At 44.5% G+C, this 20210-nt stretch carries 11 protein-coding genes; 3 read left to right on the top strand and 8 right to left on the bottom strand.

The window, feature by feature from the left end; genetic code table 11:
• Positions 1 to 261: 261 nt before the first annotated feature.
• Positions 262 to 6945: a DNA translocase FtsK 4TM domain-containing protein gene (locus H524_RS13635; RefSeq protein ID WP_044121226.1), complete on the bottom strand. Its 6684-nt coding sequence runs from the start codon at positions 6943 to 6945 to the stop codon at positions 262 to 264.
• A 1415-nt stretch (positions 6946 to 8360) separates the two neighbouring features.
• On the opposite strand from H524_RS13635, the gene H524_RS13630 reads away from it, so the two are divergent.
• The 3 genes from H524_RS13630 to H524_RS0101480 all read left to right on the top strand — a co-directional run bounded on the left by H524_RS13630 (position 8361) and on the right by H524_RS0101480 (position 13696).
• The gene (locus H524_RS13630) at positions 8361 to 9245 is read left to right on the top strand and encodes a DedA family protein (RefSeq protein WP_084281586.1); all 885 of its coding nucleotides are present in this window, start codon (positions 8361 to 8363) and stop codon (positions 9243 to 9245) included.
• 871 nt (positions 9246 to 10116) lie between these two features.
• On the top strand, positions 10117 to 11589 hold the full coding sequence (locus H524_RS0101485) for an alanine/glycine:cation symporter family protein (RefSeq protein ID WP_027938957.1): 1473 nt from the start codon (positions 10117 to 10119) through the stop codon (positions 11587 to 11589).
• 247 nt (positions 11590 to 11836) lie between these two features.
• Positions 11837 to 13696 (top strand): hypothetical protein, encoded by a 1860-nt coding sequence (locus H524_RS0101480; RefSeq protein WP_027938956.1) that lies wholly within the window; start codon positions 11837 to 11839, stop codon positions 13694 to 13696.
• Positions 13697 to 13942: 246 nt separating this feature from the next.
• Here H524_RS0101480 and H524_RS13625 read toward each other — a convergent pair whose 3' ends face one another.
• From H524_RS13625 to H524_RS17400, 7 genes are all read right to left on the bottom strand, one after another.
• The gene (locus H524_RS13625; RefSeq protein WP_084281584.1) at positions 13943 to 15775 is read right to left on the bottom strand and encodes an ABC transporter ATP-binding protein/permease; all 1833 of its coding nucleotides are present in this window, start codon (positions 15773 to 15775) and stop codon (positions 13943 to 13945) included.
• Between the two features lie 342 nt (positions 15776 to 16117).
• Positions 16118 to 17065: a Cof-type HAD-IIB family hydrolase gene (locus tag H524_RS0101470; RefSeq protein WP_027938955.1), complete on the bottom strand. Its 948-nt coding sequence runs from the start codon at positions 17063 to 17065 to the stop codon at positions 16118 to 16120.
• A 367-nt stretch (positions 17066 to 17432) separates the two neighbouring features.
• Complete coding sequence (rplI, locus tag H524_RS0101465; RefSeq protein ID WP_027938954.1) at positions 17433 to 17885, bottom strand: 50S ribosomal protein L9; 453 nt, start codon at positions 17883 to 17885, stop codon at positions 17433 to 17435.
• Between the two features lie 48 nt (positions 17886 to 17933).
• On the bottom strand, positions 17934 to 18164 hold the full coding sequence (gene rpsR, locus H524_RS0101460) for a 30S ribosomal protein S18 (RefSeq protein ID WP_027938953.1): 231 nt from the start codon (positions 18162 to 18164) through the stop codon (positions 17934 to 17936).
• A gap of 16 nt (positions 18165 to 18180) precedes the next feature.
• On the bottom strand, positions 18181 to 18594 hold the full coding sequence (rpsF, locus tag H524_RS0101455) for a 30S ribosomal protein S6 (protein ID WP_027938952.1): 414 nt from the start codon (positions 18592 to 18594) through the stop codon (positions 18181 to 18183).
• Between the two features lie 523 nt (positions 18595 to 19117).
• A complete protein-coding gene (rlmB, locus tag H524_RS0101450; RefSeq protein ID WP_027938951.1) occupies positions 19118 to 19894 on the bottom strand; it encodes a 23S rRNA (guanosine(2251)-2'-O)-methyltransferase RlmB in 777 nt (258 codons plus the stop codon).
• Between the two features lie 115 nt (positions 19895 to 20009).
• Positions 20010 to 20210 (bottom strand): hypothetical protein (locus H524_RS17400; RefSeq protein ID WP_044121239.1); only part of this gene is annotated, 201 nt, incomplete at its 5' end.

Below are 20210 nucleotides of genomic sequence, written 5' to 3'. Positions count from 1 at the left end.
TAAGTGTTTTTATTAGCTTTGGTCTTTTGCAGCTAATGCTTGCTATCACATGGGTAGCACATAGCGATCATATGCTATGACCCCATCATAAAAGATAATCACCAAGTGCTTAAGATGCCATTGTACACAAGATATACCTAGCAAAAGCTTAGCACATTCACCTTAGTCTCATAACAAAAAACCCGGACAAGGATGTACACCTCTAATCCGGGTTTTATAAAAAATAGCACTACTGATGTAATGCGCTAGTTCACTCTTGAATTAGTCGATAATGCCCTCAAGCACTAATTGACGTAAGAGCTTCTTAGCGCGTGGGTAACCAATTGACAGACAGCTTTGTAAGTCTGAAACAGTTGGAGCTTTACCTAACTCACGGACTAACTCTACAGCCTTATCAAACTTCTCATCGAGCTTCTGTGGCTTCTCATCAGCGCTTTCCTCAACAGGCTCTTCAGGTACTGCAATAACATCCTCAAGATACTCTGGAGCACCAGCATACTCGCGCCAAGCATCAACCACCGCCTTAACGTCGTCGTTGCTAGTGAAGGCACCGTGAGCACGTGTTGCAGTGCTTGATCCGGTGAACTTGTAGAGCATATCGCCGTTACCAAGCAGACACTCAGCACCCTTCTCATCGAGCACAATAGTTGAGTCGATACGGTTTTGCACGGTAAAGGCCACACGTGATGGGAAGTTAGCCTTAATCATGCCGGTAACAACCTCTGAGCGAGGAGTCTGGGTTACTAGTACTAAGTGAATACCTGCAGCACGAGACTTAGCACTTAAACGAGCAATCAGGCTTTCTGGAGTACCATCCTTATCCTTCTTGCGACCGCTTTGTGCCATCAGGTCAGCAAACTCTTCAACCACAACTACAATCCATGGCAGTGGTTCAAGTGCAGTTGGGTGACCACCCATTTCAGCAGTCCATAAAGGATCTGGAACGGAGCGACCCTTGGCAGCCTCATCACGGATCAGATCGTTGTACTCAGCAAGCTTTCTTACGCCTAATAAGCTCATTAACTTGAAGCGGCGCTCCATTTCGTCAACACACCAATTCAGAGCAATTGGGGTCTTCTCAGCTACATCAGTAATTACAGGAGTAATTAAGTGTGGCAGATCCTTGTAAATGGAGAACTCAAGCTGCTTAGGATCAACTAAGATGAGTCTTAACTCAGCTGGGGATCTCTTGAGCAACATGGAAATGAGCATGGTGTTAAGACCAGCTGACTTACCAGAGCCAGTGGTACCAGCCACGAGTAAGTGAGGGCTTTCAGCCATATCCTTAACCACAGGATTACCCACTACCGATGCGCCTAAGCACATTGGCAGTACTGCCTTTGTCTCTTCAAACTCACGAGAAGAGGCCATATCAGCTAAGGTAATAAACTGTCTTTGATGGTTTGGTACTTCAAGACCTACGTATGAAGAGCCATCGATAATTGGCACTACACGTACATTAGGCACTAAAAGATTACGGCACAGCTCAGTTTCAATTGATGAAATGGCGCTACTCTTAACACCTGGTGCCAGCTCTAAATCAAAGCGAGTAATAACTGGGCCAGTTAAGTAGTCAGCAACTTGAGCCTTAACGCCGTAAGAGGCTAAGACTTCATTAATACGCTCTGCAGTCTTTTCAAGTTCCTCAGGTGGAATCTCTACCTTGCTGCCAGAACGAGCCAGTAAATCTAAAGATGGACGCCAAGAGTCATAGCGATGACGTGGCACTGTGCATAAAGCCTTAGAGCCAGTATCTTCAAAGCTTGCAACTGGAGCTTGGGTTACACCTGCCATATAAGATGGCAGATTAGAGCTCGAGCTATTGTGAGCACCCATAAAGGCATTGCCAGCCTCGGACATATTATTGCCCTGGTAGCCATTTACCCCAACGTTCTGATTTAAATGACCGGCATTGTCAGCATGCTGCTCATGGCCTGCATGATCTACGCTCTGTGTATGCTCTTGGCTAGCAAACTGCTGAGGCTGCTCATAGTTATTTAAAGCATTCTCCTGAGCGCTCTCATAGTTATGCTGGTCATCTCTCTCTTGAGCTACATCCTCAGCTTGATAGTTATCCATTGCCTGAGCATCGCCCTGGGCAAATGGAGTCATAGCATTAGCTTGAGGGTTCATAGCCATGTTATTGCCATACATCATGCCCTGCTGCATACCTTGCTGCATAGCATTGTTGGCCATCATGCCCATCTGATTCATCATCGGCATGCCATTAGGCATCATTGGGACAAATTGACCATTTGGTAGCTGCATGTACTGCCCCATTGGGCCTACACCCATTTGGCCCATAGCAGCCATATTTGGCATCATGCCCTGTCCATTAGCAGGGTACATCATGCCATTTGGCATTACCTGTACATACTGACCATTTGGCAGCTGCATGATTTGACCGTTTGGAGCCATACCAGGCATGGATTGCATTGGCATACCATTTTGATTCATACCCTGCATCTGCTGCATTGGCATGTTAGGCATACCCTGATAGCCCTGACCCATCATATTTGTCATGGAGCTATTATCAGCCTGTTGCTGCTCATTTACAGAAGTGGCATTGTTCTCATAGCTCTCATCAGCGCTATTGTCATCGGACTCAGACTCATTGTCATAAACATCCTCATCATCTTCTGAGGAAATAAATGAGTTGAGGTCAGCAAGCTCTTGCTTGCCATTTGACTGACTTGCACCAAAGCCTGCAGCCACATGATTGTCTGACTCTTCTTGCTCTCTTGATCCAAAGCCAGCCTGACGCTGTGACTTGCCGGAGACAATATCGGAGCCAAACTCATCATCAATATCGAACTTGCCAAATAGAGAGTCATCGTGGGCGCTATTGAAGACATTAGAGCTATCGGAGCTGCCAAAAGAGTCTTCAATCTCAACATCATCCTCAGCATTATCAAACTGGCTGAAGTTAAAGCCACGAGTTATGTCGGCACGATGATTGTTTGCACTGCCACCAAAGGCTTGATCATCAATTGGCTCTTCTTGGCCAAAAGCTGGTAAATCATTGTGCTGAGCGGCCTCACGAGCAGCTTGCTCTTGGGCTAATCGTTGAGCCTCAGCCTGAGCAGCCGCTTCACGTGCGGCTTGTTCGGCCGCCTCGCGTTCTGCCTGCTCTGCTGCCTCACGTGCAGCTTGCTCGGCCGCCTGACGTGCAGCTTGTTCGGCCGCCTCGCGTTCTGCCTGCTCGGCTGCTTCACGTGCTGCCATCTCTGCTGCCTCGCGTGCGGCTTGTTCGGCAGCCTCGCGTTCAGCCTTAACAGCTGCTTGCTGTGCATCATCATCACGCAATGAGTGACGTACCTTGGCACTTTCCTCGCCTGGCATTGGAATAAAGGCTGAGCTTAAACCACCAACCTCAAAGCTCTTCACATTATCAAAGGAGATAATGTTGTCATTGTGCTCTCTGTTATCGACTAGAGCTGTTGGCTGTTCGTCTAACTTACTCTCTTCACTAAAGATGTGATCAGATGAGCCCTTGTCAGACTTATTAAAGCGGCTAAAGTCAAAGCTTGAGCTGGCCTTCTTTTGAACATGACCAGAGACAAACTCGCTAAAGTCATCCTCATCAGAGTCGCTAGTCTGACTTAAATCTACATTAACAGCACCTGCCTTGTGGCCATCAGAGAAGTCATAAGCATGCTCAGGCTCAAAGCTATCGGTATCTGAGCTCTCTTGCTTATCTAAATCTAAAGCACTATCACTTTCATGAGCGAGCTTTACACCTGCAGCGGCGCTATCAATCTCGCTAGCTAAAGAACTTAAAGCCTTTAATACATCAGCCTTATCTGGAGCGGCGGCGGCACTTGCAGCAAGAGCAGCATCATTGGCACTCTTTGCATCTAAAGATACGGCTGCGGTAGCTTCACTTGAAGCTGCGTTAGATTCACTTGAAGCTGCGCTATCGGCAACCGGAGCGGCATCAACGCTTGCTCCTACATCCTTATTTGCATCAGCATTAGCCTCGTTGCTAGTTGCGCTTGGGGCTTCAACTGGAGCTGGAGCTATCTGACGAGTGATTACAGTACGAGTAATGACAGTGGAGACACGGCCATCATCTTCACTCTTATCCTCATCCTTAGCCTTGGCCTCATCGTTTGAGCTTGACTGCTCATCTTCGGCCTTATCCTCAGCTACACTCTTGTCTGAATCGGTAGCTTGCTCTATCTCTTCTTGGGCATGCTGCTCTTGAGCCTTGGCCTCTTCTTCTTGAGACTGCTTAGCTAAACGCTCTTTTTCTAAACGCTCTTGCTCAGCCTTGGCTGCGGCACGTGCAGCCTGAGCTGCAGCAAATTCTTTACGAGTATCACGAATGATAGTGCCAGGGCCCTTATCCTCCTCATCATCTTTCTCCTCATGTTTGCTGTCTTCATCAACAACACCTGGAGTGATGTACTTAGGAGCTTCGCCCTTAGCCTTCTCGATACCATCGGCATAAGTGCCAATATAGTGAGGGCCGTCATCTTCCTCACTCTTAAGATCAGCACTAGCCTCTTTTTCAGCCTCTTGGGCAGCCTGAGCCTCGGCTGCTTCTTGCTCAGCCTTAGCCTTTGCTTCAGCCTCTTCACGCTCAGCACGCTCTTTTTCTTCACGAGCCTTCTTCTGAGCCTCTAATTGAGCTGCAAAGACCTTAGGATCGGTACGCTGAACGATGGTATGAACCACACCCTCTTCTTCCTCAGCGCTATCCTTGGCCTCTTCTTTATCGTCCTGAGACTTATCACTTTCCTTAGCTGGATCCTCATCAAAGTGCTTAGCGGCATAAGTGCCATAACCATATGGGCGGTCTTCGCTAATGTCACTTTGAGCAGAGCTATCTTGTGCATCGCTCTTTTGTGAAGCAGCTTGTTCTTGAGATTGCTCTTGGTCTTTTGCTTTTAAGCGCTCTTGGGCAATTGCGTATGGATCGCCAGATGACTTTACCTTGGATACATCAGCTAAAACTACCTTACGTAGATTCTCGTTAATCGCCTCGCGCTCTTCATTGCTCATTTCCTGCTCATCAGCTGCTTCTGCCTTACCATCGGCAGCTTTGAGCTGAGCGGTTGCAGACTGATTACCAGCTGCTAAAGCACCCTTAAGAGCAGAGCTTAAACCGCTCATAGCATTATCAATAGCTGCAGAAGAAGCAGCTAAAGCTGCGCCAGTGGCTGCTGCTGCAGCTGGAATAGCTGCGCCTGCTGCGGCAGCAGGAGCACCAACACTGGCAGCTGCAGGAATAGCGGCACTAGAAGCTAAAGCAGCACTAGTAGCTTCTTGGGATACTGCACTTGCAATATCCTCAGCAGCAGAGAGGTCTGAGCCTTCATCAGATGCAACAGAGCGTACAGCTGCAGCTAAAGCAGCACCTTGCTCACTCTCATCTGAAGATAACATGTTATTTCTAATATCAACGGCAGGGGCGGCCTCATTATTTGCATCAGCAACCTCACTGCCCGGATCAAGCATGGCTTCACTATCAGTATCACCAGGGATTGGCATAGGAGGTACGAGATCTTCTTGCTCATAAGACTGCTCCATAAAAGCATCATCTTGTGAACGCAGATTAGATCTAGTGCTACCTACATTTTCATCAGCTGCAGCTTCACCACCCTGCTCATAAGCCTGAGCGCCCTGCTCCTGAGCATACTGTTGTGAGTCACTAGCTTGTGCCTCATAGTAAGCATCGCTTTGAGCATTGCCCTCTTGCTCATATCCTGGCTCAACATCATTCTGATAAGGCATGGAGTTTTGAGCTTGGTAAGCAGCATCATTACCTGGGTAATTGTCATCAGACTGATAAGCGCTGTCTTGAGCTTGGTAAGCAGCATCATCACCGAGGTAATTGTCCTCAGAGTGGAACTCACCATCTTGTGCCTGGTAAGAACCATCAGCTTGAAGGGCACCATCGCCCATTGTATCGTCGGATGTCTGCTCATTATTGATGCTAGACATTACACCAGCAAAGAAGTCTGGAGCGCCGCCCTGTGCACCTTGAGCTGCCATATCATCGCCAAAGACTGGCTCAATACCGCCCTGAGCACCTTCTTGCATGCTGTTGCTAAAGTCATACTTAGAGGTATCAATCTCATCAGGATCTGAGTCGTACTCGCTAGTAAAGGCGTTTGGTTGCTCCATGAGCTCTTGCTCAGTAAGAGGCTGTTCTTCGTTGGTATCGGTATAAATATCCTCAAGCTCGCCGTCAGCAACAATATCGGATAACTCGTCGCTAGCATGTGCATCTGTTGCCATGGCTGCGCCTACAGAAAGGGCTGCAACAGTACCTGCACCAGTTAAGGCAGGATCTAAAGACACATTGTCAGTATCGGTAATCTCAGTACGCTTCTTGGTCTTTTCGCTGCCAGATGGCACCACCTTGAAGAACAACTCACCAATGCGCTCAAACAAAGCAAACGGAGTACTACCTGACATAAAGGCAATGCCGCTTATCATCACTAAACCAAAAGTTAAAACAGTGAGGATATTTGGAACAAAGAGGTCAAAGAAGATATTGAGCATGTCGCCAAGCAAGCCACCTGCACCGGTGGAGCCTAAATCGGCAAAGCGAGAGAGAATACCTGCAGCGCCAATTAACACGCAGTTAAAACCTAAGATGCGCAGACCTGCTTTGTAAAAATCAGCACGCCAGATATCTACAGGCTTTAATAAAATGAAATAGCCCACATAGACAATAGCAAAACAAAACAGATAGCTAAGAGCACCAAAATGCTCAAAGAAAAAGCTGGCTACTGAGGAGTCGGAATCGCCATAACCTGCAGTGTCTACCTTGCCTACAATGAGCTCACCACTCAAACGAGCAGAAGAGCCACTTTGGAAGTCTAAACAGAAATAGACACATAATAAGCTCAGTCCAACACTTAACATGAACAGCACTTTGCGTAGTGGACTACGCTGAGCACCCTTCTCATGCGCCCCTTGTGAAGCAGCCATACTTCAATCTCCTATCCGATACCTTTGTCATACCGTTATCTAAGCTTTACAAGCTGTAACTAAAAAGCACTGTGCTTTAGAGCCAGAAAAGTAGCTTGTATTTCTTAGACTTGGCATCACCACTAAGATACAAAACGCTTAGGCATGCGCTTTATTGCATAAGACGCATGCCTAAACCTTTTGACAAAAATCCATGAAAAAAACTTTAGGCAAAGTAATGCCCTAAAGCTTTTTCTGAAACTGAAAAGTATACGGCATCCTAGCCTCTTTAGAAAGAACAAAGACACCGTAAAAGTCAGCATCCGCCCACAACTTTGCAAACAAATTTCAAGATTATGTAAAAAGTCACTTATCTAGCGACATGCCTTTTAATCTTGCAACATAAACAACGCCCGTAACACTACATGTATAAAGCAACCTACACATCTCAATTTGCACTCACGGCTAGCAGTGGTGAACTTACTTAAACTTTCGTGCTCATAAGTCTTTTCTGATGGCTTAATAAACATGAATTTGCCTTTTATGGGCTAAAGGCAAAAGTTAACCACAAGATATAGTGATGAGTGGTTAAAGGATTGTTTACTCTTAGTAAAGAAATGACGCTACATGCCCTGATGGAAATATGAAAAGTTGTGTAATTTTTAAAAATTTTTGGTAAAAACACATTAGAACACGTCGATTTTTATGAAAAACTTACGAAAAATCTGTTTTTAGTGTCGAATCTTGATAAACTCAGAAAGTTACCTTTTTATTAATCGCGTAACACTAAGCTTTGACGCTCTAATGTTCAGAGCTGCACTGTGCTTGCATTAAGCATCAAACTGCAGTCCTCTTGTAAGGCAAGCTTATTTTCAAGCTACAGTTTGAAAAGAGCATTTATTTAGATAACTAGCTCTAATGATTGCTTTAATGCCTATGTTTGTTTTGCATCTTCGAATCACGGCATCTACTTAAGAGTCGTTATGCGCTTGTATATCAACTTTTAGCTGCAAAGCGCTGTAGCTTTGCATCAAATATTTAACAGCTTAGGCAAATGTGCGCTAAACTATTAAGGTTGATATGCTTTTTTCAAACTAGTTAGATACCAATGTGGTTTTAATTCTTAAAACTTAAGCACTGGTACAAAAGCTAGAGTGGCAACCTGATCATTGCGTTTGCTAATGACCGCTTGCATGCTGTATCCGGTGTTTAGCTTTGTATAAAGCTAAGCATTTACTCAACACACGGCTCGTTAAGGTCAGCTTTAATGATGACTTTAATCATGAGTATCTCAAGCAAAGCCTTGATAGTTTGTTGATGTAGCTTAGGTATACAGTGCAGTAAGTAGAGTTGCTATCGCTTGTTCACACTCATGCGATACCCGCTCTTACATGCTGCTATTGGGTAGATTACTGTTTCGCTCAAAGGGATCTGAAGTGTTAGACTTTTTAATCTCCTTCTTTACTGACTATGGCTACATGGCCGTATTTGGCATCTTAATTCTTTGTGGCTTTGGTCTCCCTGTCCCTGAAGATATTACCTTAGTATCTGGTGGTGTTATTGCAGGTCTGGATTTAGCAAATCCTCATACCATGGTGATTGTTGGTCTTGCCGGTGTGTTAATTGGCGATAGCACTATGTTTATTGCCGGACGAGTGTTTGGTTATCGTATCCAACGTATTCGCACCTTTAGAAAGATCTTATCCCCACGCCGCTTCTCCCATATTCAAAGAAAGTTTAAACAATACGGCCTTTCCTTATTATTCATTGCCCGTTTCTTACCTGGTTTAAGATCCCCAATCTTCCTCGTTGCCGGTATGAGCCGCCGTATCCCATATCTTACCTTTGTATTAATTGACGGCTTTGCCGCAATTATCTCTGTACCAGTATGGGTCTATCTTGGTTACTTCTTTGCTGATAACTTAGATCTGTTAATGCAGTACGTAAAAGACGTACAGACTATGATCTATGCAGCTCTCTTCTTAGTATTTGCTGTAGTTCTCATCATTTACTTAAAGAAGCGTTTCCACTCTAAGATGTCAAAGTTTTCTGATGACTCTAACTGCAATTGCGAGCCTACTACTCCAATTACCCGTGAGCAGGCTGCAAAGATTGTTAAAGGCGAGTCTTTATGCGAGTGCACTGGACAAGAGGCTGCTAAGCAAGCTGCCAAGCAAGACTCTACAACCTCAACACAAAGTGCAGATAAAGGCGATGCATCTGAGGACGAGCTTGAGCATAAAGAGGCAGACAAAGTAGAAAAGAACTTTGCCTCAATTGGCACTCCTAAGCCAGTATCAGTTAACAAAAAGCCTAACTAAGCTTACGTACTCACGTGCACTTTGAAAAAGCCGGCTCATGCCGGCTTTTTCATATCTACCTCAACTACAAACCCAAAGCACCAATCCCTTGCCATCCGTAGCATTTATTCTCATGCCTCCATCCGTTGTCATCAGCCGCACATACCTATCCATTGGTATCGGCTGCTGTTAATCTCACGCCCAATCCAATGCCATCAGCAGCACTTAATCTCGCGCCCCAGAAGTGCATAGCTCATTTCACCCAAACTGCACTTAACAATTAACGTTAAGGTTTACAAAATTCATCCAGGCCGCATACACACTATCTTTAACAGGTCTCAAGCGAACTTTTCGCTTATTTTTGCTATTAGCACCTTTTTTGATCACAAAACAAAAGTGCTAGCATTTACGAGTCAAATCCGCACCATCTTGGTGATACTTTTTGATCATGTGGTATCATTAGCCCCGCTTCTTAAGCCTCTTTGATGGCTTATGCAAGAACTTCTAAGACGCATCAGTGTTAAGCATCTTGTTTACCTTAAGCGTCTAAACTTCGCTAAATTTCGGAACTACCCATACCTTTTGCAATCAGTACTTAACTGATGCGGGTGAAAGGCGCAGCATAAGGGGCACTAATACCATCGAGTTGATGGATAGTGCATGAGGTCTTGTTCCTGTTTGTGACATGGTTGTATCTTCATCTTTGTAAAAACTTCTATCAAAGAGCTATCTACGTTTCTCTTCAATACGTAGTCTTTGCGTACATGGATTAAGTTACGTTTACACGAAACGTAGCACTGTTAATGTCACCTGCTCGATAGACTTTTTACTACCTAAAAATTGTGAAATAGAGAAGATCGCCTAACAAATCTAGGAAAGCTTACTTATGACAATGGATCAGATTACTGAAATAGTCCGTGATATTAACTCTATCTTATGGGGACCTTGGTGCCTTATTCCTATCTTAGTTGGTACCGGTATCTTCTTTACTTTTAAGACCCGCTTTGTTCAAGTTAGACAATTTGGTCGTGCCTTTAGACACGTGTTTGGCAACTTCTCCTTTAGTGGTGAGAAGGCCGGTCAACATGGTATGACCTCATTCCAGTCTTTAGCTACTTCTATTGCTGCACAAGTTGGTACTGGTAACCTAGCTGGTGTGGCTACTGCTATGGTTATGGGCGGCCCAGGCGCTATCTTCTGGATGTGGGTTGCTGCATTCTTTGGTATGGCTACTATCTTTGCTGAGGCTGTACTAGCACAGGTTTACCGTACTCGTGACGGTCAAGGTCATATCACCGGCGGTCCTTCTTACTACATCTATAAAGGCTTAGGCTTAAAGTCCTTATCCATCATCTTCGCCATCCTCATCATTGTTGCCTTAGGCTTTATCGGCAACATGGTGCAGGCAAACTCCATTACTACAGCTTTCTCTAGCGCATTTAACGTACCTAACTGGTTCTCCGGCATGATCTTAATCTGTCTTGCTGGCTTTATCTTCATCGGCGGTATTAAGCGTATTGCTTCCTTTGCCGAGAAGATTGTTCCTTTCATGGCAGGTGTATACGTTCTTGGCGCTGTTTACATCATGCTCATCAACTATGACATGGTGCTGCCTGCATTTAAGGCCATTATCATTGGTGCATTTAATCCTGAGGCAGCAACTGGTGGTGTTATCGGTGCTTCCATTAAAGAAGCTATCCGCTATGGTGTAGCTCGTGGTCTGTTCTCTAACGAAGCTGGTATGGGTTCTACCCCTCACGCTCACGCAGTTGCTCGTGTAAATCACCCAGCTGAGCAGGGCTTAGCTGCTATTATCGGCCTTACAATTGATACCTTCATCGTGCTCAACGCTACTGCCTTAGTAATCTTAGTTACTGGCTCTCTTGATGGCACTACCACTGGTATCGTGTTAACCCAGACTGCCTTCATTAAAGGCATGGGTGAGGCAGGTGCAGGCTTTGTGGCCGTGTGTCTGTTCTTTGCGGCCTTTACCACCATTATTGGATGGTACTTCTTTGCAGCCCAAAACTTCAAATACATCTTCGGCTACCGCAACCTCAATATGTTCTCAGTTCTAGTACTGTGCTTCTTATTAATGGGCTCATTCTTAGAAGTAGACTTAGTGTGGGAGCTTGCCGACATGTTTAACGGCCTCATGGTAATCCCTAACATTCTGGCTGTTATCGGTCTTTATAAGCTAGTAACTCGTGCGGTCTCTGACTACGACGATAAGTACTTAAAGGGTGTACGTCCATTATTTGGTCCATCTGAAGTACTCACTAACCGCTTTGCCAACCTGCAGGCTGTAATGCGTCGTGCTATGTCAAAAGACTACATCGAAGAGAAGAACGATCGCAACGATTAATTAAGTACTCTCTCATTCATAAGCGCAATCACTGCGCATACAAAAGCCGCTTTTATAGCGGCTTTTGTATTTGTACAATGAAGCTAGACCATTTGTTAAGCATCTGCTGCAATGCCATCAGGCTCTCTCATCTCGTGGCTGCAGTGATTCTACTAGGCTGGCAACGTATTACTAACTATTTGGTGGCAGTTAGTCTGTTATTTTGGGGCGCTATCTACATCTTGCGTTAGGCATCGCGGAGGGCATCATGGATTTTGAAATTACTATTGAAGGTGAGCTCATCAAATATCATGGCAAAGGTGGTGATGTTGTAATCCCTGAAGGCGTTAAGTTTATAGCTAAGCATGATGTCTTTAGCTCCAAAACTAGAATTAAGAGCATCTTTCTGCCTAAAAGCTTCATTGGCCATCACTACAGTCCGTATTATTATCGCTATGTCTTTGAATGGTCTGAAAAAGAGCAAAAGGTCGTAAAAAGATATTATGATGAGGGCCGAACCGATCTAAGTGCGCAGCATAATAATCTTTATGCCTACCTGTGCCACATGCAATTGCCCTATCTTATAAGCTACAAAGTCCATGAGGATAACGTAGTTTACTCGGAACGTGATGGACTTTTGTATTCTAAAGATAAGCGCTACTTGTTAGGCGTTCCATCTAAGAGTACAGCCAATATTGTTTTTGAAGATGCAGAATGCAATATCAGCTACGCTGCAGTTCAATACCTTAAAACTAAGCTTATCAAAGCTGAGTTTCATGGCGATTTTCTTTCTACTAAAACTGTTTATTGCGCCAAGGAGCTTCAGAACAAAACTGTGGCTCTTTATCTTCCTAATGTCACACGCGTCGATAAATACCTTAGAGAAAAAGAAGTCTATGAGGACGCCCCTCCTGCCATACTGATCGCGCCAAAGCTTAACTTAGATGAGGTGAAGAATTATGTTTCAAGACAAGTAGCCTTAGGCTATTGCCTTGAGCCTCAACTCTTTGATGAAGTCCAAGCTCACAAGTGCCAAGAAATCTTAGCAACGGAAGAAGTTTTTCTGCACAAATACGCTCTTGGCCATAAGCTATCTAATGTTATTGATGCATACAAAAGCATATGGGACAAATGGCTCTTAAAAGACCGCCCATTAAGTTGCGAAGAGGATGCATGTAGATATCTGTTTGATGCAGTTATATATGGAACTGACGAGCAAGTTCGTACTACCCTGGATACCTCAAATTACGACTTTTGGGGCCGACACAAGGAATATGGCCATAGAGCACACTATAACGGAGCACAGATCTTAGCTGTAGCCTGTCGTTATGGTGGCGTCAATAAGCTAAAAGCCCTGCTTGATACGCAGAAGTTTTGTAGTGCAAAAACCAAAGAAGCTCCGGTTACTAGCATTGATTATTTTCTCAATACGAGGCTGTATTTATTTTGCTCTGGCTATCCACATTTTTGCTCATATGACGTGTCTAAAGATCTCGCAGTAACAGAGAATGACGAGCTTAGAGATCGCCATCCTTTAAGTGAGGAGCAGCGTATTGACTGTATACAACTGCTGATTCAAAGATTCATACTCGATAAGGCAAAACTAAGCATACTGTGTTTCTTTGCATTGATGGAAGGGGAGCAAAAGATCGCGTCTTTCTTGCGAACTAAAGGAGCTGTATTTACTGATTTCTACAGCTATGTGGATGGGCATCTTCCTTATTACGATTATGAAAAAGCCGTTAAACACACTATTCAAACACAAAATAATGGACTTTCTCAATTAGTAAGCTACTTACGCGAGGATAATGCCAAGATTCGCCTCTCTGAGCGTATTCTTACTAACTTACTTACTGAGCACTCTGATCTTTTGTTTGAGATCTTTGACTGTTTAGAAATAGCACCAGCAGTTATGTCCTCTCTTATATCTAAATGCATTACCAAAAACTTAGGATCATTATTAATTGAGTTCATTAAGCGTGGCAAGATTAAAACTAAGGCATCCCTTGAGCGTTACATCGATCTATCCATATCTAATAAGGCTAGTGAGATCACGGCTATTTTGCTTGAATACAAGAAAACTACGTTTGATATCAAGCGCAGCAAACGCGCATCGCTAAGATTATAGCTTTGAAAACAAAAAGACCGCCTCAGATCATAAGATCTCAGACGGCCTTTTAGAGCTTTATCTTAGAAGGACTGAGCCACAGCATCGGTGCTGTTCTATAGCTTTAGCCTAGAAGAATCGATCCACAGCATCGGTGCTGTTTTAGAGCTTTAGCCTAGAAGAATCGATCCACAGCATCGGTGCTGTTTTAGAGCTTTATACGATAAAGCCTCGGCTACAGCCTAAGAGCAGCCTTGTAGCTTACGCCTAGAAGGATTGGGCTACGGCCTCCGAGCTGTTTTGGAGCTCAAACGATGAGTTTTTAGTGTAGGTTAAGACTCGATCGTGCTTGTTAATGAGAGTAGAGCGGTGGCCTACTGACACAATCACTGTATCTTTGAGCTCTTGCTTTAAGACGTCATAAACAAGTGCCTCACTCTTTTCATCCATAGCCGAGCTTGCCTCATCTAAGAAAAGAATGTCTGGCTTGTTGAGCAAGGCTCGCACGATAGCAACTCGCTGCTGCTCGCCTAAAGAGAGGATATGATTCCATGTATCCACCTCATCTAAGTGCGCAATCAGATGCTCTAAACCTAAGAGCTTGAAGTACATTTCGGTCTTACCCTCTGTCTCAGGAACACTTGGGTAGGACGCAGCAAGACGCAAGGAGCCTTGAGGTAAATAAGGCTTTTGGCTTAAGAATAAGCAACTTGAATCTTTAATGTAATGCACTTCACCGTCAGCATAAGGCCAAATACCAGCCACAGCCTTTAATAAGGTGGACTTACCGCAGCCTGATGGACCACGAATTAACAGTGACTCACCTGAGCTTAAGCTTAAGTTGAGCTTATCGAGCAGAAGCAGATGACGTGGGCTATTAACGGTTAAGTTCTTAATCTCGATCTTGTCGCTATCACGCTCAACCTTTAAGCACTTAAGCTTTTCAGCCTCTTCTATAGAGATGTAGAACAAGGATAAACGGTCTACTACAGACTTCCATGAGGCCCATGCAGTGAAGTTAGAAACTAAGGTAGATAACGAATCCTGAACCCGACCAAAAGCAGAGCTAATCTGCATAATCGAACCCATGGTAATGATCTTGGCAAAGTAGAGCGGTGCTGAGATCAGCATTGGGAAGATCACCGCAGTCTGAGCATAGCCTAAGGTTAAGAAGCCTAAGCGCTTGGTGCAGACAATCAGCTTGATATAGTTAGTTACTAAATCACTAAAGCTGTGGCGTAAGTACTTATTCTCTTCCTCCTCACCCTTGTACATAGAGATAGACTCGCTATTCTCACGTACACGAATCAAGGAGAAACGGAAATCAGCTTCATAACGCTGTTGTCTGAAGTTGAGCTTAACTAATGGCTTACCTAAATAGAAGGTTAAGGCAGTACCGATGACGGCATAGAGCAAGGCTAAATAGCACATATAGCCATCAGGCAAAGAGAGCTCATAGCCTAAGACGGTGATATCTACAGCTGAGGATAAATTCCACAGCACAATACCGAAAGTAACCATCATGGCTAAATCAGTTGCAGTACCTAAGATCAAACCAATAGTTGAAGAAACAAAGAGATTGAGATCTTCAGCGATACGCTGATCAGGGTTATCAGTCTTTTTGTCAGTTAACTGCAGCTTGTAGTAATTATCGTTGCTCAGCCAACGATCCATACTCTTACCGGTCAGCCACTTACGCCAATTGATAGCAAGACATGACTTTAAATAAGCGTTATAGACTGTTACCAACACGTGAATCGATGCCAAGGTAGCAAAGACTACAAGCTTTTGCTTAAAGCCGTCGATATCGTAGTTTTGAATGGTATCCCAGAAGTCTTTGTACCAAGTGTTGATAGAGGTAGCGATATAGACAGAGCCACCTGTGAGCGAAATGATACACACTAAGTAGAACCATGACTTCATAGAATCACGGCAACCCCAATAGCTCACTAACATACGCCAGAAAGCTATTAAAGTTATCTTCAGTGGCAAACTATCAGTACCATAGCCCTGGCTCTTTTGAGCAGCACTTGCAGTATTTGCTGCGCTATTGGCACTAGCACTTACTTTTGAATCTAGCTTTTCAGGAGACTCACCCATCGAGACTCTCTCCAACTAAGAAGGTTACAAGACCAGCGAATGGTCCATAAAAACGGATATGTTCTGTTTGAGGAAATCTATTGTGCCACAACAAAGATAGTTACACCTTAGATGTGCCCTCAAAACACCAGTTCTTTCGCACCACACAGCAAAATGCCCCGCTCTTTAGTACGACACGGCAAAATGCCCAGTTCTTTCGCACTACACAGCAAAATGCCCTGTTCTTTAGCACGACATGGCAAAATGCCCCGCTCTTTTGTACGACATAGAAAAAAGCCGCGCTCAACGGCGCGGCATGTAAGGTAAGAAAAGCTCACCTAAATAACAAATCGAACGTTATGATTAAAGCTGTGGTGGCAGTTTAAAGAGCTTTTCTAAGTAGCAAGCAACACCATCATCTAAGTAGTTGAAGGTATGGTACTTAGCCACAGCCTTAAGCTTAGGCATAGCGTTACTTACTGCTACACCAACACCAGCCTCAGCCACCATCTCAATATCATTCTCAGCATCACCAAAGGCGGCTACATTATCTAGGGTGATATTAAGAATCTTGCACAGCTTAGCTAAGGTTGTACCCTTATTGCAGCCCTTGATCATAAACTCAAGGAAGTTTGGGTGAGTGCGGGCAATAGTAAAACGCTCTTCAAAGTCTGCAGGGAGTGACTCTCTCATGCGATCAAGCTTATCCTCATCGCCTACAGCAATGACCTTGTAAGCCTTTTCTTCCTTATTAAGGCCATCAGGGAAATCAATGAACTCAAAAGGTTGCATGGAGGAGGCAATTTCCATCTCAGTAAAGATGATATTGCTCTCGGTTAAGAGGAAGCGTCGAGTAGAGTATGCGTGGATAACGCAATCAGCGCGGCGTGCAGCAGCTTCAAGATCAATAATGTCCTGAGCAGCAAGATAGCTAACTTCGAGATCTTGATTGATGTCATCAAGATTAATTAAGGAACCGCCATTAAAGCAGACACAGTAGCCATGACCTTTATCAAGACCCAAGGTTTTAGCAAAGCCTTGAATACTTTCAGGTGCACGACCAGTACAAATGGCTACAGTAACACCCATTTCTTGAATCTTATGAACAACCTTAATGAGACGCTCAGAGAAAGTCTTATCCTCTCTTAAGGTAGTGCCGTCCATATCTAAAGCAACCAGCTTTATAGGCGGCATAGTCTCGAGGTTTGGTAAGGTCATGTCAGAGTTCTTAGCCTCTTCACTAACCTCAACTGTCATGTACTTAGTTTCGAGCTCTTCTTGAGTCTTGCTATCAAGGTGTTCTAATGACATAGGTTTCAGCTTCAAAATAAATAATCATGCACAAAGTGCTCTAAACCTGATAAGGCTGGAAATGTTCCTGCCCCAAGGCTCAATAATAATAGCCTAAAACTTGAATGTTTGTCACACTTTGCAAAATTAGCCTAACAAAAAACTACCCTCCACAAAATTAACTAAAGCATGTTTTGCGACTCTCCATTAGTGCACGACGCATTAGAGTCTTTAAAAGCTGTATTTACAAAACTAGCTTAGCGGTGCAATCATAAAAATAAATTACACAACCATTATTACATAATTTATTGCAGGCAAAAAATAAGGCAGAGCCTTTGCAGGTTCTGCCTTATCTATAATTCTTTAGTTCGCTTTTACGTAAGAGCTATTACTTAGCAGGAACGATGTTAACCTTAACAACAGTCTTAACGTCAGCGTGGAACTGTACAGCAATCTCGTACTCGCCGATTGAGCGGATAACGCCCTCTGGCATACGGATCTCAGACTTGTGAGCCTCAACGCCAGCAGCAGTTAATGCCTCAGCGATGTCACGAGTACCGATAGAACCGAATAACTTGCCCTCGTCACCAGCGTTAGAACCGATGGTAACAGAACCGAGCTCTTCGAGCTTAGTAGCACGAGCCTGAGCTGCAGCTAACTCTTCAGCGATCTTAGCAGCGTACTTAACGCGATCCTCTTCGAACTTCTTTAAGTTCTCTTCGTTAGCTAAAACAGCCTTCTTTTGTGGTAACAGGAAGTTACGAGCGTAACCGTTGCGTACCTTAACCTTGTCACCGAGACCGCCTAAGTGGGCGATCTTATCGAGCAGAATAACTTCCATTTAGAAAATTCCTTTTAATCTTTGAAGCCAATTAAAACAAAGAGTGAATTAACGGCTGTGAAGATCGGTGTAAGGTAACAGAGCTAAGAAGCGAGCACGCTTGATAGCAGTAGCAAGCTGACGCTGGTACTTGGCGCTGGTGCCAGTAATGCGGCTTGGAACGATCTTGCCAGACTCGGTTACGTAGTTACGTAATAAAGCTACGTCCTTGTAATCGATCTCGGAAACACCCTCAGCGGTGAAACGGCAGAACTTACGACGATGGAAATAACGGGCCATTTACTAGTCCTCCAAATTAAGCTTCTACAGCTGAAACTTCAGCATCAGAAGACTCGTCACGGTCGCCACGGCGACGGGTGTCGTTGTCCTCACGAGCTGCACGACGGTCCTCGCGAGCCTTCATCATTGGAGATGGCTCGGTAACTGGGCCTGAAGTGCGGATGACTAAGTTACGGATTACAGCGTCGTTGAAACGGAAGTTGTTCTCAATGCTGTCAATAGCCTCTTGCTCAGCCTCTACGTTCATTAAAACGTAGTGTGCCTTGTGAAGCTTTAAGATAGGGTAAGCAAGCTGACGACGGCCCCAATCCTCAAGACGGTGAATCTTGCCGCCAGTCTTCTCGATCTCGCCCTTGTAACGCTCGATCATGCCTGGTACCTGATCTGACTGATCTGGGTGAACCAAGAAAATGATTTCGTAGTGACGCATGAAATGCCCCTTACGGTAAAAGTCTAAAATTTTCAGTCGTATTTTAGACAAGGAAGCTGATGTAGCATCCCTTCATGAGTATGCTTACATGACTGAAGTGCGTTGTATTCTACCTGATTTTGGCCGTAATGCAAGATATAAATCACATTTTTTAGCAAGTTCCAGCCTACAACAGCCCCGATGCGTAAAAACCATCATATACAAGCCATTTTAAAAAAGATCACAGCCTTAAGATCGCCACAAGATCTTGCCACTTACACCCAAAAGATCTTAAAAACTCACCAAGATCACTGCAAACTAACATCTGTAAGCAAGCAAAATACGCTTATAAGATCATAAGATCTTAAATCTGTTAATTGCTCCGACCTCGTTTGACAGACTTTAACTTTAAGCCTTACCCCCAAAATAACATTACCTAAAAACAACAAAGCCGCCTTATGTGACTAAGACGGCTTAAGAAATAACAATCTAAACTTACACCTTGCCTAATACAGGCATAGTGACCTTAGTTTAGCTTGCTTAATTATTTAGCAGAACGCTGACGTACTGCCTCAAAGACAGCAATACCAGCTGCTACAGATACGTTGAGTGAATCTACACCCTCTGCCATAGGAATCTTGGTTAAAGCGGCGCACTTTTCACGAGTTAAACGACGCATGCCACTATCTTCTGAGCCCATAACGATAGCAAGGCCACCGTTAAAGTCGGTCTCATAAATAGTCTGCTCAGCGCTACCATCCATACCAATGCAGCGGATTGAGCGCTCTTCAAGATCGTCCATTACGCGAGCTAAGTTGGTGATAGCAAAGAAAGGTACAGCACTAGCAGCACCTGCAGCAGCCTTACGTGCAGCAGGGTTTAAGCTTGCTGACTTGTCCTTTGGCACGATAACACCATGGCAACCACCAGCCCAAGCAGAACGCATTACGGCACCTAAGTTTCTAGGATCTGTAACGCCATCTAAGATCACGAAGAATGGAACTTCTTGCTTTTGCTCAAGCTCATCTAAGTAATCTAAAAGATCTTGCTCATTCTTAGGAGGAGTAGCCTTCATCTCAATGATGATGCCCTGATGCACACCGCCTTCGGCCTTCTCATCAATGAAGTGGCGCATAGCAGTCTGAGGCACGATACCGTAGATGGACAGATCACGGATCAGTTTACTAATACGCTTGTCATCTTCACGTCCCTTTACTACCCATGCAGAAAGGATCATATCTGGAGAGGTTTCGATAGCCTGCTCTACAGCGCTGATGCCATAAACAAGCTCACGATTGCGACTCTTCTTTTGCAGTTGCATTAATTACATTCCTAACAAAACGCATGAAGGGGCCAAGCACTACTTATCCCCTTTTAAAAACAGTTTGCTCAAGGCAGCGCATCAATCCATCGCCCGCTCAAGCTCTAATACAAGACTACTTCTTAGTTTTTGCAGTAGTCTTTGTCTTAGCGGCTGTGGTCTTAGCCTTTGCTGCAGTGGCCTTGCTTGCAGTAGCCTTTGCCTTGGTGGCAGTGGTCTTTGCTGCACTGGCCTTATTTGCAGTAGTAGCCTTTGCCTTAGTAGCGGTGGTCTTTGCTGCACTGGCCTTGGTTGCAGTAGTAGCCTTTGCCTTAGT

The sequence above is a fragment of the Anaerobiospirillum succiniciproducens DSM 6400 genome (genome assembly GCF_000482845.1).
Classification (GTDB): domain Bacteria; phylum Pseudomonadota; class Gammaproteobacteria; order Enterobacterales; family Succinivibrionaceae; genus Anaerobiospirillum; species Anaerobiospirillum succiniciproducens.
This window is presented reverse-complemented; position numbering and strand designations above follow the sequence as displayed.